Origin of the sequence: Scytonema sp. PRP1, from assembly GCF_036697665.2 — a bacterium.
In the GTDB taxonomy this organism is placed as follows: Bacteria; Cyanobacteriota; Cyanobacteriia; order Cyanobacteriales; family Nostocaceae; genus Kalymmatonema; species Kalymmatonema gypsitolerans.
Genome location: NZ_JBAHYJ020000086.1, coordinates 19333 through 35289, shown reverse-complemented (window position 1 = coordinate 35289; position 15957 = coordinate 19333). Strand labels below are relative to the sequence as shown.

Here is a 15957-nt window from a genome sequence, read left to right as displayed (position 1 = left end):
GATCGCCTGCGGCGCTGCGCTCTGCGCCATCGCCTGTCACCCCGTCAGGAATGTGGGCTTAACTAAGTGCCATTCCCCCTTGACACTTTTCTGTCATATTTAATCCTTAAAATGCCCTTAAGAATAGCGCGAGAGGTTATGGCTCATGGAGGGTAGCCCTACATGGGTTCAAATCGAAAACTTAGGAGAGCCAAAACAATGCTTGCAAAACCGTCAGAGGTTCCTGGAATAGCAGAATCTGAGGCTGTGGTAGCAGATTTACTGCACGGTAGTGTTGGAGAGAGTGGCGCTGTCTTTATCCGCTTGCTCGCTGCGATCGCTACTCTATACTCAACCAATGCCACAAATTTTACAGGTGCTAGCACGAACTACACTGTGGGCTGCAACTTTCCACGATTCACCTTTCTCGAACGCTGGAGCAATCGTGCCAATCGGACGCAGGAAGGTTCCACTCGTTACTGCTGGAGCCTCCCGGAGGAAGTTTCAGCTTTTCTTGCGCTCCAACGAGCTTACCCCATCTATTCAGAATTAGGACTTCGTTCTAAATTCGCCGCAGTTGCAGGTTGTGCGCTGATGCCATTGATGACGAAATCGGCTAGCCGATTAACGAACTCTGCATCAAGAGGAGCATGGCCGACTAGCAAGCGGCAGTAGATCGGTCCGTAGAGGGCATCCAAAACAACATCGAGGTCGTCTAGATCGCTGCGAAGTTCCCCTCGTGCGATACCCCGCTCTAGAACTTGCTTAGCTTCTATACGCCGTATCGATAGCCATCGGGAACGAAAGGCTTCAGCTAATTCCGGGTCAGTCTGACCTTCAGCAATCAAAGCGGCAATGGTACGACCCGTCTGACTTGCAAAGAGTTCGACCACACGATGCATCTGATGACGAATGTCTTCGCGAACTGAACCCGTGTCTGGAAATAGAATTCTCGGCTCGTTGGCAGCAAGAAAGCCGTCCATCACAACGGCAGCCTTTGTTGACCACCAGCGGTACAACGTAGCTTTGCTGACTTTGGCTTTACTGGCAATGGCTTCCATTGTTAGGGCTGCAAACCCATCTCGATCGAGTAACTCATGCGCCGCTTGCAAAATCCGACGGCGAGCAGCCTCACTGCGGGGACGACCGGGTGGACGGGGAGCTGAAGCGGTTGATGAAACCATTTTTGACTCCTGTATTGACTCTACAGCAAACTTCTTCTATGTTGAATTATATACGAAACGTTTAGTTTCTAAATTAAGACAGAAGTTTTCTCCATTCAGCTCAATCGCTCGACAGGCAAAAGATTTCCGCCCCATTGACAATGCAAAGGGGCATTCCTCATAAACCTCTGAGCTTTTTGACGTGGTAAATCATGAACACCATTGAAACCCAAACCTCTGTTCTGGAAAACGATACACAGCCTTCATCAGAAACGTCATTGCAGCCACCTAGCCCAAAAAGACGCTGGTTGTGGCTGTTACTGACCTTGGTACTAGCAGGCGGAGGCTTTGGACTCTGGCGCGTACTCGCTCCCAACAGTAATGCGCCCCAACCCGCAGCGGCTCAAGCCCCTCCCCCGCGCCCCGTCTCGACGGTAGCCCTGGCAACAGGCAATGGAACCCGACGCATCAATCTGTTAGGTCAGGTCGAAGCGAGCGAACGGGCAACGATTCGCACCCAAACGGGGGGTTGTTCAGCAAGTGTTGGTGCAACCGGGTGATCGCGTTACGGCTGGCACGACAATTGCAATTCTGGACAATGCCGACCAGCAGTTAGCGCTGGCAGAGGCACAAGCTCGTCTGGCGCAAGAACGAAGCAATTTGGATCGCTTGCAAGTCGGTACCCGTCCTGAAATCATTGCCCAACGTCGGTCAGAATTGAGTGCCACCCAGGCGCGAGAACAAGAAGCTCAAGACAACCTCCAACGGACATCCGGTTTAGTCGCACAAGGCGCACTGGCTCAACGGACGTTAGTAGAAGCCAGAGCCGCCCTGGATGCCGCCCGTGGAGAACGCTTGCGTGCGGCGGCGGCTCTGGCAGAGGTGCAGGCAGGTCCGACCCGAGAAGAAATCGCTGCCCAACGCGGGGTCGTGGCAGCCGCTCAAGCCGCCGTGAACCAGGCAGAACTAGCACTCCAGCGTACCCGCGTCACTGCGCCATCGGACGGTATCGTGCAGTCGCGGCAGGTCAGCGTTGGCGACTACCTGGAGAGGAATACTCCCGTAGTGACGTTGGTCGATGGAGCAACGCTGGATGTGTTTTTGGAATTACCTGAAGAACTCAGCAGCCAAGTAACCCCCGGTCTCCCCGTGACGCTGACGACTCGCGCCGTACCCGAATGGCAGGGACGCGCTACGGTGACGGGTGTCGTTCCTGCTGCCAATACCACCTCGCGACGGCAGATGGTGCGGGTGCGCTTGAATAACCCAGACAGGCGTTTGCTACCTGGAATGGCGGTTCAAGGGGAATTGCAACTGCGATCGAACACTCCCAGCTTCGTCGTGTCTCGCGATGCACTAGTCCAGCGCGGCGATCGCTGGCTGATTTACACCGTTGCTAATGGCAGAGCTAGACAGTTTGAAGTGGAGCTAGTGGCTGACATGGGTCGAGAAATGGCGATTTACCACGAACAATTGCAAGCAGGACAACCTGTTGTGGTGCGGGGTGGAGATCTTTTATCCGATGGTGCCTCAGTTCAAGTTACGCAGCCTTAAGAAGGCAGGAGGCAGAAGTACGAAGGCAGAAGGATTGATAAATTTTACAATCTTCCCTTCTGCCCTCTGCCCTCTGCCTTTCTTCGGTAATACCAATTTCCTTAGATAGGCGGTTTCCAACTTCTAGGTTTACTATGAATTTCATTGAAACAGCCGTTCGGTGGCGGCACGGTACTTTTGTTTTATTCTGCCTGCTAGCAGTATTCGGAATTTTCTCGCTCTTGAGCCTGCCGTTGGAACTGCAACCGGGAGGCGATCGCCCTGAAATTACCATTACCACGACCTACCCAGGCGCAGGTCCATCCGAGGTGGAAGACCTGATTACCCGCCCGATTGAGGAGCAAATGGAAGAAGTTCTGGGGGTGCAGGAAATCAGCAGTACTTCCCGTTCCGGACGCAGCATCATCACCTTGGAGTTCACCTGGGATAGTGATGTCAACCAGCGACTGGTCGATGTACTCAACCGATTGCAACAAGTCGAAAGCCTCCCACCAGAGGCTAATGAGTCGAATGTAGAACTGGTCGGTGGTAACAATTCGCCGATGATGTGGATTGTCCTGACACCGAAGGAGGGCTTCAACAGCGACCCCAATCGCTACCGCGATTTAGTCGAAGACATCATTTTGCCGAGGTTGCGCCGAGTTGAAGGCGTTGGACAGTTCATAATTCCCGGCGGACAGGAACGGGAAGTGGAGGTTCGAGTTGACCCTCAAGCCCTCTCAGACCGTAACCTGACTATCGAGGATGCCGTGCGGGTTCTGCGGGAGAATAACCGCGATATCCGAGGCGGTCCGTTAGAGTTGGGTAGGCGGGAGTATCAGGTTCGGACTGTCAGCCGAGCGCAGGAACTCCGACAGATTGAAGGATTTGTCCTGCGACGAGACTCATCCGGCACAGTCTACCTGCGGGATGTTGCCCAAGTGCAGATGGGTCGCAAGCCGCGAGACAGTGCGCTTGTGTTCAACGGTACTCCTACAGTTGCGATCGGTGTAATTCGTCAAATTGGAGCGAATGTACCGGAAGTTGCTCGGGGATTGCGGGCAGCGATTAGAGATTTAGAAGCCCAATTTGATCGCGCGGGCGAAGGAATTCGCTTTGTCTACAACTACGACGAAAGCGAGTACATCAACCAGGCGGTAGCACTGGTGCAGGGCAACCTGGTCAGCGGTGCGTTACTGGCAACAGCAGTACTGATATTGTTTCTCGGCTCCATGCGGACGGTGGCGGTGGTGGCGCTGACCATTCCCACGACACTGATTACAGTGTTTATCGTCATGGCGTTCTTGGGACGGACGCTCAACATCATCAGCTTAGCAGGGCTGGCGTTTGCGGTGGGTATGGTGGTGGACAACGCGATCGTGGTGATTGAGAATATCTTTACCCACATGCAGCAGGGCAAGAATGCTCTGCAAGCGGCAATTGATGGCACTCAAGAAGTGTGGGCAGCCATGCTCGGTTCCACCCTGACTAACGTAGTGGTGTTTGTTCCGCTCGTGATGGTGCGGGGCGAGGCGGGACAGTTGTTTGCTGATATGGCAATCGCGCTTTCCTGCTCCTCCCTGTTTTCCCTGTTTGCCGCTATCACCTTAGTTCCGATGCTCTCCGGGCTATTCCTCGATCGCTCTGAAGCTCTGCAAATGATGGAAGGGGGCGAGTACCGAGGGGGCAATTGGTTGGAACGCTCCGTAGCGCGAACGTCAGCAATCTTTCGACTGTTTCAGGGCAAATTAGAGGCAGTCCTAGCTTCTACTGTTAGTTGGTCGTTAGGACGGCGGCGATTTGGGCGCAGGCTATTTGTCCTGTCCATTCCAATTATCCTGCTGGTCGTTAGCATTATTTTGTTACCTCCTGCTGATTACCTGCCTGAAGGAAACCGCAACTTAGTGCTTTGGCGGATGGAACCCCTTCCCGGAACCAGTATCCCAGAGGCAATTCGCCAGTCGGAGCCAGCTAGGGACTTTTTGAGAGCGCAACCGGAGGTTGATCGAGTGATGTATGTCGATCGCCCGGGTGCATTACGCGGGGTTGCGACAATCCTCAAGCCAGAATTTGCCACCAGTAACGGGCTTGCTGACATGGTAGAACGGATGCGGGGAGTGAGCAATAAGTTTGCAGGCTATCGCTTCATGGTTCCCAGTCGTGTCTCCATCTTCCGCGATCCGGGGAAGGAGTTTGAGATTGACATTGTCGGTACGGAGTTGGAGCGGTTAAGCGAGTTGGAGCAGCAGATTACTCAAAAGCTGCGAGCGTTGCCTGGTGTCCGCAATGTCCGGTCGAACTTCGTCATGGGAGCCGGGGAACTTCGGGTGATTCCCAACCGGGAGCGACTGGCAGAAGTGGGGTTATCGGAAGCGGAAATGGGGGCAATGGTGGAAGCGGCGCTAGGGGGTCGCCTTGCTTCAGACTTCATCGAAGGGAAGGAAGAACTGGATGTCTCGGTGGAGTTGAAGAATACCTTCGTGGAAACGCCAGAGCAGTTGCGCCAACTCCCACTTTACATCAATCGAGGACAGCTAACAGCCGAGCAGGTATCTGCTCCTGGAATGTCAGCCATGCAAGTGCAGCTTAATGACGTAGCAGAGGTGCGTGAAACGACGGGTCCGGAGGTGATTAACCATGTAGACTTAGAGCGCTCCGTTACTCTGACGGTTTCCCTAGCACCCGATGCTCCGTTGGGTGCCTTGGTGCAGCGAACGGAAACAGAAATTCTGGCTCCGGTGCAAGCCAGCTTGCCTGTGGGATATCGTCTGGAACTCGCTGGCTCCGCAGACCGATTGGCAGAAACCGTATCCCAGTTGGCATCTGCCTTCTTGCTATCTCTGTTGATTACCTACCTGCTGTTAGTCGCGCTGTATCGCTCCTTCGTTTACCCGTTTGTGATTATGGCAACTGTGCCAATGGGAATGAGCGGCGCACTGTTGAGTCTAGTGGTTGCCAATCGGATTCCCGGCTTAATCGTACCCCTCGACATGATTACCGCATTGGGATTCGTCATCCTGACGGGTGTGGTGGTGAACAATGCCATTCTGCTGGTAGACCGAGCGTTGCAACTCCAGCAAGAAGGGCAAGAGTACGATGCGTCGCTGTATAATGCAACGCGCGATCGCCTGCGAGCCATCTTTATGTCAGCCGGAACCAGCGTACTGGGGATGTTGCCCTTGGCAGTGGTACCGGGGCAAGGAGCAGAGCTGTATCAGGGATTGGGGATTGTCCTTACAGGCGGTCTGGCGTTCTCCACAATTCTCACCCCAACAGTAGTACCAGCATTGATGGGACTCTTGCGTGATTTTTCGGGTCGTAAGCCGTCGAAACTGAATAGAAGCAAAGATTCTGCCGAGCCAGCAATAGTAAAGTGAGCGGTTGAAGGGAAGGCAGAGGACCCCAAGTTTTGAATAGCATTCAAGCGCTTGATAATGACCTTCTGCTTTGCGATCGCCCTGCACAAACCGCAGTAATCCGTTCACCATCACCAGCAGCATCAGCACAATGCTTGTCTCGATATTCTTGGTTAGGTAGGAGACAATCGCCAGGGCAACTAGGACAAAGATGATAGAGTTCTTGAAAGAATTTAGTAGTAGGAAATACCACAATGCTTGTTTCTCGTGGGTCACTTCATTGAAGCCATACTCCTTGAGGCGATCGCAAGCTTCTGCTTCAGTCAACCCTTTACGTCTAGTATTAAGAGATACCAATAATTTACCTAATTCGGTGTTGGCTTCTTCCACCACAGGCATTGATAGCCGTAGAAGCTGAGGTTTCTCCTGGCATGGCTTAAACAGTAAAGGTAACGAAACTTGCATCGCTTCACCTCAATAACAACTTAAAATTTTTTGTCGAAACGCAGTTTTGCAAACCAAATTCCATACAGTGAATAGTTATCAGTCAGAAGGCAAGACTGATAACTATTCACTGTTTAATTTGTACTGATTTTGTCCATTTTGAATGCTAAAGTTTTACATTTAAGCAGAACAAATCTGCATGATTTATGATGCTGATTTTCCACCTTAAAGAATCATAAATCAGCCTGATTCATGCATTACTGTTGTAATATCAATTCCGTATGAAGATGCGCCTTAATACCCCCCCTATAATCCTTTCAAAGCAGGGTGGTTTCATACAAAGAAAGAAAAAACTTTGTGAAGTTGGTTGGCTAAAGCACGTTGGGCTTGAGGAATAGTCCGAAAACCGAGAAACCGAGCGATTGCCCAAGGGGCAGTGCGCAGAGCGCAATCGTAATGAAAAAGTTGTGTAATAGTACCCAATTAACAGGAGCATTGCCACCACGGCGTAGTGGAAAGTCTTCACAAAAGGTAACATCTCGTACCCAATGTAATCGGTTTTCAATTCCCCAATGTCCAATTGTGTCAGCAAGAAACTCTTGGGCACACAGACACTGACTACTAATGTAAAACTGGCGTTCTCTGAAAGGCTGACCATCACGTTGACCACACCGCTCAACAACAATTATTGTTTTGAGTCCTGCCCATTGTTTGTGTAGATTTTCCGGAACCGCGAAGACCTTGCACTCACGTTGTACTAGCCGGGAATGAATATTCTCTACTATTGTGGCGCTACTGAGTGGAGTGTCTTGTTGTGATTGGGTTTGAGCCATCTTGTAGAGTTTGGGTTGATTTTCTTTTAATCCAATTAAGTAGTCATTGCCACCATCAATGATGAGTGATACAGTTTTTTTTGGCATGCAAAGCATCAAGGGTGAAAACAACTTGTTGACCACATATTTCATGATTTACATATACACAATTTACTAGCCCAAAACCTTGAATGACACCATGCTCGTTGCCACTATATTGTCGTTTACTTGCCTCTATTTCTATAGCGTATCGTTTATCAATTACTGTGTCATCAAAAACTAACTACGCGCTATCATTTATTTCTATTAAATCTTTAACATTATCCCAAAGAAGACGAGGCGTTAATTTTTCGTTCTTTAAATAACGGTTAATTTTATCATGACTGATTTGCTCGCTTCTGCTCCGCCAAATTTGTGATAGTATAATTGATTTGACTACTTAGTAAGTATTGGCAGTAATTAAGTTTGCTAAATCTCATTACCGTCAGCAACATTTATCTAATATACCCTCTACTTATTTTCTCATGACTAGTTCAATAGTGCTTCACTAATGCAATTTCTATTGTGAATCAAAGCTTTCGCCTAGAACAATATAATAATACATATGTACTACAAAATGGCGCTCGCATTGTGCCAGTTGCGTAAGTCCTGTTCATTTTTCTTTCTTTGTATGAAACCACCCTGCCGATTCCGTTCCTACACCGGGGGACTTCTCGCGAGGATTGTTAAATGCTTTCTAGCTAGCAAAGATAGAAAAAAGTAGCATATATGACATTTTTATTAGAACTTTTCAGGATTTTTACTGGATAAGAGATGGTTTCTGATTGTAAACAGATACCTAAAACCTTTCTGTAGAAGCTGATCCCTAAGGTGGATATGCGCTAAGGTAGGGGGTAAATGATTTTCTGTTGGAACCGTTCTACGAGAACAGAGTGAGTTATTTTGTAGGTTAAGTGGAGAACAATGAGGTCTTGGTCTAGCTAATGTTCAGGAATTTGCTATGCATGAACTTGTTCAAACTGTCCTAAACAGTGATGAAAAAACTGCTCTGCGTCAGGTAATCGATGCTCTGAGTGCCTTAGAGAAAAGGTACTTTCTAAGAAACGAGATTTCGCAAGCTTTTGCTGACTACTGTCAGCATTCTCAAAAGCCAGCCTACTTTTTCCACTCTTCCTCTATAGGAAAACTCATACACTATACTCACGAAATTATTTTAGAAGAGGAATATACTTGGTTTATTCTGCGACCAAGGATTGGTAGCCAAGAAGTTTGGCGGCTGGGAGGAAACATGAGTGGCTTTGAGGCGATGACGCCACAAGCTTTGTTAGATGCGCGCGATCGCCTCGTTAACCGCTTTCAACCGCAAATTTTAGAAATAGACTTCAGTCCATTTTACCACGGTTACCCCAGAATTAGCGACCCGAGAAACATTGGTCAAGGTCTCGGCTTCCTCAACCGTTACCTGTGCACTCAAGTGTTGACTGACCCGCAATACTGGTTAGAGTTATTATTTGATGTTCTTCACCGACGTTCCTACAATGGCGTCCCCTTGCTCCTGGGCGATCGCATTGTCTCAGTTATCCAGCTAGCGAAACAAGTCAAGCAAGCCCTGAGTTTCCTCAACGAACGTCCCCCCAACGAACCCTACGAGAAATTTCGCTTAGACCTCCAAGAACTTGGCTTTGAAGCGGGTTGGGGTAACACTGCATCGCGGGTGCGTGAAACCTTAGAACTCCTCGACCGACTGATTGTTACTCCAGAACCAGCCATTCTAGAAGCGTTTGTTTCCCGCGTTCCGTCAGTCTTTCGCGTTGTCCTCGTTTCCATACACGGCTGGATTTCCCAAGAAGGTGCCCTAGGAAGACCTGAAACAACCGGTCAAGTGATCTACGTTCTTGAGCAAGCCCGTAACTTAGAAAATAAACTGCAAGAAGAAATCAAACTTGCTGGACTAGACGTGCTTGGTATTAAACCCCAAGTCATTATTCTTACGCGCCTGATTCCCAACTGCGAAGGCACACTGTGTAACCTGCGCATCGAAAAAGTTGACTCAACAGAAAATGCCTGGATTTTGCGCGTTCCTTTTGCTGAGTTTAATCCGAATGTCACGCAAAACTGGATTTCTAAATATGAGATTTGGCCGTATCTAGAAACATTTGCCCTTGATGCAGAAAAAGAACTCTTAGCTCAATTTGGGGATCGTCCCGACTTAATAATTGGCAACTACAGTGATGGTAACTTAGTTGCCTTTCTGCTGGCGCGCCGTCTGAAAGTCACCCAGTGCAACATTGCTCACTCGTTAGAAAAACCCAAAAATTTATTCAGCAACTTGTACTGGCAGAATTTAGAAGAAAAATACCATTTTTCAGCACAATACACTGCCGACATCATCGGCATGAACGCTGCGGACTTCATCATCACATCGACCTACCAGGAAATTGTAGGGACACCGGATACAGTGGGTCAGTATGAGTCTTACAAATGTTTTACTATGCCCGAGCTGTATCATGTGGTCGATGGGATTGACCTATTTAGTCCTAAGTTCAATACAGTAGCGCCAGGGGTGAATGAAAAGATTTTCTTCTCTTATAACCAGATACAAGACCGAGACATTACTGTTAGCAGAAGAGTCCAAGACCTACTCTTTACCAGCGAAGACCCCCAAATTCTAGGACAGCTAGAGAATCAAAGCAAGCGACCCATATTCGCGGTTGGTGCTATGACTCCTCTTGATAACCTTGCAGGTTTGGCGGAATGCTTTGGCAAAAGTCAACAATTGCAAGAGCGTTGCAACTTAATTATTCTCACTGATAAGCTGCATCCGCACGAAGCGGTAAATTCAGAAGAAGCAGGAGAAATCGAAAGACTCCACAAGATCATCAATGAGTATAATCTTCATGGTCACATCCGTTGGGTAGGAATACACCTCCCCATAACTGACCTTGGAGAAGCATACCGTGTTATTGCGGATTTTGCGGGAATATTCGTCCATTTTGCCAGGTTTGAAGCCTTCGGACGCACTATTCTCGAAGCTATGAGTTCCGGGTTGCCAACTTTCGCCACTCAATTTGGCGGTTCCTTAGAAATTATCGAAGATGGAGAAAATGGTTTTCATCTTAATCCAACAGATTTAGAAGGAACAGCCAAGAAGATATTGAACTTTGTTGACCAGTGCAATGCTTATTTAGAACACTGGGATAAAATATCAGAGTGGGCAATTCAGCACATCCGTAACAAATATAACTGGCAGTTACACAGCAAGCAGTTGTTATTGTTAGCGAAAATCTATAGCTTTTGGAACTTTGTCAATCAAGAAAGCGGCGAAGCCAGATCTCGTTATCTGGAAAGTTTATTCCATTTGCTCTACAAACCTAGGGCTGAAAAAATCTTAGAACAACACATGCAAAGGTAACGCTTTCATCTCAAAAACCCTGGTTTGTTATGGATAAAAAAGATTATTCCCACCACTTCATTTATACAGATTGGACACTCATTGAAACCCAGCTTAACCCCAACAAGATTCACCACAGAGAAACCGTTTTCACAATTGGCAACGGTTACTTGGGAACACGGGGTGGTTTTGAGGAAGGTTTTCGTAATGACTTACCAGCAACCTTGATTCATGGGGTCTATGATAATGTTCCTCTTGTATACACCGAACTTGCTAACTGTCCTGACTGGCTACCGCTGGTTATCATAGTTGATGGGGAACGCTTCCGGATGGAACGCGGTGAAATATTGAGCTATGAGCGGCAGCTTGACCTACATCGAGGTATTCTCAGCCGTAAGGTACGTTGGCGAAGCCCAAACAGGAAAACAATAGACCTCTACTTTGAACGCTTTGCCAGTCGGGCGGATGAGCATGTGTTGGGGCTGCGCTGTCAACTAACGCCAGTAGATTTTGACGGTTTCATTGAAGTTCAAGCGAGCATCAACGGATATCCAGAAAATCAAGGTTTCAACCACTGGGAATTGATCGATCAGGGCAAGTTCGACCAAGGAACATGGCTGCACCTCCAGACTCGTAACACCCGCATCGCCTTGGGGATGGCTGTGGGAATGACAGTATCCGGAACTGATGCCCCAATACAAGTCACTAGTCCACCAGGCTATCCTACTTTGACGACCACATTCCTGGCTTCGTCAGGACAAACCATAACGCTGGATAAGCTGGTGACAGTTTTTACATCGCGAGATGTGAACAATCCAGTTCAAACAGCTTGTGAAAAACTTGCTCAACTGCCTGAATATCCGGTGCTGATAGATGCTCATGTACAAGCATGGGATCAAGCTTGGCACAAAAGCGACATCTTGATTGAAGGGGATACGAAAGCTCAACTTGCCGTCCGGTACAGTATCTTTCAATTGCTAATCAGTGCCCCACTGTATGATGACAAAGTCAGTATCCCTGCGAAAACACTTTCGGGTTTTGGCTATAGAGGTCATGTGTTCTGGGATACAGAGATTTTTATTCTGCCCTTTTTCACTTACACTCAACCAAAACTCGCTCGCAACTTGCTCTCTTACCGCTACCATACGTTAAATGGAGCGAGACGCAAGGCATCTCACTACGGGTACAAAGGGGCAATGTATGCTTGGGAAAGCGCCGATACTGGTGATGAAGTGACACCGCGCTGGTTGCCCCCTAATGATTTTTACGGAGAAGACATTAGGATTTGGTGCCGCGATCGCGAAATCCACATTAGCGCTGATATCACTTACGCGGTTTGGAACTATTGGCAAGCTACGGGCGACGACGAGTGGATGCGAGACTGCGGCGCGGAAATTATTCTCGATACCGCTGTGTTCTGGGGGAGTCGCGTTGAGTATGACACCAAGGACGAACGGTATGAAATTCGTGGGGTGATTGGAGCAGATGAGTACCACGAACTCGCAGACAACAGCGTGTTTACGAATCGCATGGTGCAATGGCACTTAGAGAAAGCGATCGCCGTGTATGACTGGCTGCATAACACCTACCCCGACCGCCTCAGCACATTACAGCAGAAACTGCAACTCACTTCAGGACGGCTTTCCCGTTGGCAAGACATCATCACCAATATATGGATTTCCTACGATTCATCTACAGGGCTGATCGAGCAGTTCGAGGGATTTTTCAAGTTAGAAGATATCAACTTGGCTGACTATGAACCACGCACCCGCTCAATGCAAGCCATTCTAGGCATTGAGGCAGGAAACAAGCGCCAAGTTCTCAAACAGCCAGATGTGTTGATGCTTCTGTATTTGATGCGGCAATCGCAGGAATTTCCCTACACCCAAGAAATACTACAGACAAACTGGGACTACTACGCACCGCGTACGGACATTACTTATGGTTCGTCATTGGGACCAGCGATTCACGCCATCTTAGCCTCAGATTTGGGCAAATCAAAAGAGGCTTACGAACGGTTTATGCAAGCCGCATTGGTAGATATAGAAGATGTTCGTGGCAACGCTGACGACGGAATTCACGGGGCTAGTGCTGGTGGTGTTTGGCAAGCCGTGGTTCTGGGCTTTGGTGGTGTCCAACTTGCAGAAAGTGGACCCGTAGCAACGCCACAACTGCCTCCTGGCTGGAAACGTTTGCAGTTCAAGCTGCATTGGCGCGGCGAGTGGCACGAGTTTGACCTACGTCCTGGGCAAGATCACCTAACGCCTCTGGATATTCGGGGAGTTATCTTCGATTTAGATGGTGTGATAACAGATACCGCAGAATATCACTACTTAGGCTGGCAGAAGCTGGCAGATGAAGAGGGATTACCCTTTAGTCGCGAAGCAAACGAAGCGCTGCGGGGTGTATCTCGTCGCGGCTCTGTGCTGAAAATAATTGGTAAAAACCAATACTCAGAACCGCAGATCCAGGAGATGATGGAGCGCAAGAACCGCTACTATGTGGATTTTATCCAAACAGTCACACCAAAGGATTTATTACCTGGGGCAATTGCGTTGTTAGATGAGTTAAAGCAAGCTGGTATCAAGATAGCGCTTGGCTCTGCGAGCAAAAATGCTCGTACAGTGATAGAGAAACTGGGAATTGCTGATTATTTTGATGTGATTGCTGACGGTTATAGCGTGACGCAATCCAAGCCTGCACCCGACTTATTTCTCTACGCAGCCGAACAGTTAGGACTTCAACCTGAGCAATGTGTCGTTGTCGAAGATGCAGCATCAGGTATTGAGGCGGCGCTTGCGGCTCACATGTGGGCTGTAGGACTTGGTCCGGCGGAACGAGTGGGAGCCGCTCACGTTATCTTACCTAGTCTCGCGGGCGTTCACTGGACAGAACTACGAGAGAAATTGACAGCAGTAAGCGCTGAGTTATCAGTTCATCTTAATCAGTCAAGTTAGGGGACTATAGCAGAACTCAGGAGTCAGGAATCAGAATTTAGGAGTTGGGTTGTAGAGACGTTGCATGTGAGTCCAGCGCTCTTGGTAGGGTTTCCCGACAGCAGGCGACTGGCGTTCGCCTTCTGGCGTGCCGAAGGCATACCCGAAGGGCAACGTCTCTACAGGATTTGGATGATATACAAATTAATCAAAACTCATGTGGCAAAGCAAGGTTGCAAATTGCGATACGTTTTGAACTTTGAATTAAGCGAAGGGGTTGGGGTGAGGTAAAGCAAGAATTATAAGTAATCAACCTGACTTGATATAGCGCTTCTCGTTTGAATGAAGTAATTATTTATCTGTGTCCACCCCCCTCAAGAGGGGGGAAGACAGAGGAAAAACTTTTATTTATTGTCCATCTGTGGTTATTATTTCTTGATGTATTGCACTCAACACAAAGAGCGGCTATGTTAACCCTGTCCTCCAAGTCTCCCAAGTCCCCCTTGTCAAAATAGCTTGGTTATGAGGATAAGAAAGTAGACAGAATTTATAACTTTGATGTTTAAAATGAGACTGTCTACCATTTGGGGAAAACTTGAATAATCTATGCTCAAGCGAACCTTCCCATCCCCAGAAGCACTGCGACGGTTCCCTTTCGGTCTACCTGATATTGCTCTGATTCTTGGCACATTGGTGTTAATAGGGTTGATTGCGCGTGTGGGTGCGGGAACTCTCGTCAGTTTTGTGCCGCCCGATGTCGTGCCTGATGTTAGCTTAAACCCGCGTCATCTGCCGTACTATGCTGCGCGTTCAACTCTGCGGATGTTTATCGCGCTATTTTGGTCCACGGTGTTTACTTTAATCTATGGCTACGTTGCTGCTAAAAGCCGCCGTGCAGAACGAGTTTTAGTTCCACTCCTCGATATCTTACAATCAGTTCCGGTTCTGGGTTTTTTGTCCATTACGGTGACAGGGTTCATTGCCTTGTTTCCTGGGAGTCTACTGGGATTAGAAGCAGCGTCGATTTTTGCTATTTTCACCAGTCAAGTTTGGAACATGACATTTTCGTTTTACCAGTCGCTGAGAATGGTGCCAAACGAACTCGATGAGGCAGCAAGGCTCTATCAGCTTTCACTCTGGCAGCGGTTCACAAAGCTGGAAGTGCCGACAGCAATGATTGGGCTAATTTGGAACGCAATGATGAGTTTTGGGGGCGGGTGGTTCTTTGTTGCTGCCAGTGAAGCTATTAGTGTGCTGAACCAAAAGTACACATTACCAGGGCTTGGCTCTTACGTGGCAGGAGCGATCGCCTCTGAGAACTTGCCTGCATTGGGTTGGGCATTCCTGACCATCGCTGTAGTGATTTTGCTGGTAGATCAACTGTTCTGGCGACCGCTAATTGCTTGGTCGGATAAGTTCCGCCTAGAACAGAGTTCGGCAGCAGAGGCTCCGAATTCCTGGCTGTTTAATTTGTTCAAAGCAGCTCGACTTCCCCGTTTAATTGGGCGGGCGCTGACTCCAGTAGGAGAAACTATCAACAGTGTTCTGTCTTCACTAACCCCACAGCGTTCGCCGCTTCCTGTGGATAAGAATCAGCAAGTAGTAGGCGATCGCCTTTACAATTTCGGGTTGTTGTTCCTGATTGGCGCACTGGTAGTTGCTGGATTACACTTTATTTTTACAACGGTAGGACTAGGTGAAGTATTCAGAACTTTTGTGCTAGGGTTATTCACCTTGGGACGCGTAGTCGTGCTGCTGGTGGTGGCAACGCTGATTTGGACACCGATTGGTGTGGCGATCGGGTTCAATCCGCGACTATCACGCCTGTTGCAACCCGTAGTGCAATTCTTAGCATCGTTTCCAGCAAATTTCATTTTTCCCTTCGCGACTCTCTTCTTCATTCGTTCCCACATCAGCATCAATTGGGGTAGCATCTTCTTGATGTCTCTTGGTGCCCAATGGTACATCCTGTTTAACTCGATTTCTGGAGCAATGAGCATTCCAACTGATCTGCGCGAGATGGCAGCAGATATTGGTCTGCGTGGTTGGCGGTTGTGGCGCAAGTTAATTATCCCTGGTATTTTCTCTGCTTGGGTCACAGGCGGCATTACTGCTAGTGGTGGAGCGTGGAACGCCAGCATAATTGCTGAGGTTGTTGCTTGGGGGCAGACTACCCTCACTGCAAGTGGTTTGGGAGCCTACATTGCTAAGGCAACTGAAGTAGGCGACTGGCCACGCATCACCTTGGGGATTGGAATGATGAGTCTGTATGTGGTTGGGCTAAACCGAGTGTTGTGGCGACAACTGTATCAACTTGCAGAAAAAAAATATCATCTATAAGGA

Annotated in this window: 11 protein-coding genes and 2 pseudogenes; 8 read left to right on the top strand and 5 right to left on the bottom strand. The window is 48.6% G+C overall.

Going from position 1 to position 15957, the window contains the following annotated elements; genetic code table 11:
* The first annotated feature begins 283 nt into the window (after positions 1-283).
* A complete protein-coding gene (locus V5G28_RS21445; protein WP_332990880.1) occupies positions 284-532 on the top strand; it encodes a hypothetical protein in 249 nt (82 codons plus the stop codon).
* On the opposite strand, the gene V5G28_RS21440 is transcribed toward V5G28_RS21445, so the two are convergent.
* Entirely contained in the window at positions 519-1163 is a 645-nt protein-coding gene (locus V5G28_RS21440) for a TetR/AcrR family transcriptional regulator (protein ID WP_332990878.1), read from the bottom strand. The two genes, V5G28_RS21445 and V5G28_RS21440, sit on opposite strands and share 14 nt — an antisense overlap.
* A gap of 191 nt (positions 1164-1354) precedes the next feature.
* On the opposite strand from V5G28_RS21440, the gene V5G28_RS21435 reads away from it, so the two are divergent.
* The 3 genes from V5G28_RS21435 to V5G28_RS21425 all read left to right on the top strand — a co-directional run bounded on the left by V5G28_RS21435 (position 1355) and on the right by V5G28_RS21425 (position 6052).
* Complete coding sequence (locus V5G28_RS21435; protein ID WP_336231284.1) at positions 1355-1702, top strand: hypothetical protein; 348 nt, start codon at positions 1355-1357, stop codon at positions 1700-1702.
* Positions 1689-2696, top strand: coding sequence for an efflux RND transporter periplasmic adaptor subunit (locus tag V5G28_RS21430; protein WP_336231283.1), 1008 nt, complete (start codon positions 1689-1691; stop codon positions 2694-2696). Before V5G28_RS21435 ends, V5G28_RS21430 begins: the two co-directional genes overlap by 14 nt.
* 134 nt (positions 2697-2830) lie before the next feature.
* Positions 2831-6052 carry an efflux RND transporter permease subunit gene (locus V5G28_RS21425; RefSeq protein ID WP_332990873.1) on the top strand — a complete coding sequence of 1074 codons (3222 nt, stop codon included), beginning with the start codon at positions 2831-2833 and terminating at the stop codon, positions 6050-6052.
* Between the two features lie 43 nt (positions 6053-6095).
* On the opposite strand, the gene V5G28_RS21420 is transcribed toward V5G28_RS21425, so the two are convergent.
* The 4 genes and pseudogenes from V5G28_RS21420 to V5G28_RS36810 form a co-directional block, all read right to left on the bottom strand.
* Positions 6096-6284: a hypothetical protein gene (locus V5G28_RS21420; protein ID WP_332990870.1), complete on the bottom strand. Its 189-nt coding sequence runs from the start codon at positions 6282-6284 to the stop codon at positions 6096-6098.
* Positions 6272-6430 (bottom strand): annotated as a pseudogene (locus V5G28_RS36815) (cation-transporting P-type ATPase); the annotation flags it as partial. The pseudogene V5G28_RS36815 and the gene V5G28_RS21420, both read right to left, overlap by 13 nt.
* A gap of 416 nt (positions 6431-6846) precedes the next feature.
* Positions 6847-7395 carry an ISAs1 family transposase gene (locus tag V5G28_RS21410; RefSeq protein WP_332990867.1) on the bottom strand — a complete coding sequence of 183 codons (549 nt, stop codon included), beginning with the start codon at positions 7393-7395 and terminating at the stop codon, positions 6847-6849.
* 37 nt (positions 7396-7432) lie between these two features.
* A pseudogene (locus V5G28_RS36810) lies at positions 7433-7766 on the bottom strand (IS701 family transposase); the annotation flags it as partial.
* Between the two features lie 521 nt (positions 7767-8287).
* Between V5G28_RS36810 and V5G28_RS21405 the strand changes: the two are divergent.
* The 4 genes from V5G28_RS21405 (at position 8288) to V5G28_RS21390 (ending at position 15954) form a co-directional block, all read left to right on the top strand.
* The gene (locus V5G28_RS21405) at positions 8288-10699 is read left to right on the top strand and encodes a sucrose synthase (protein ID WP_332990865.1); all 2412 of its coding nucleotides are present in this window, start codon (positions 8288-8290) and stop codon (positions 10697-10699) included.
* Positions 10700-10728: 29 nt separating this feature from the next.
* Positions 10729-13635, top strand: coding sequence for a beta-phosphoglucomutase (gene pgmB / locus V5G28_RS21400; RefSeq protein ID WP_332990863.1), 2907 nt, complete (start codon positions 10729-10731; stop codon positions 13633-13635).
* A 66-nt stretch (positions 13636-13701) separates the two neighbouring features.
* Positions 13702-13905, top strand: a complete 204-nt coding sequence (locus V5G28_RS21395; RefSeq protein ID WP_332990861.1) for a hypothetical protein — start codon at positions 13702-13704, stop codon at positions 13903-13905.
* A gap of 315 nt (positions 13906-14220) precedes the next feature.
* Positions 14221-15954: an ABC transporter permease gene (locus V5G28_RS21390; RefSeq protein WP_332990858.1), complete on the top strand. Its 1734-nt coding sequence runs from the start codon at positions 14221-14223 to the stop codon at positions 15952-15954.
* Positions 15955-15957: the final 3 nt, after the last annotated feature.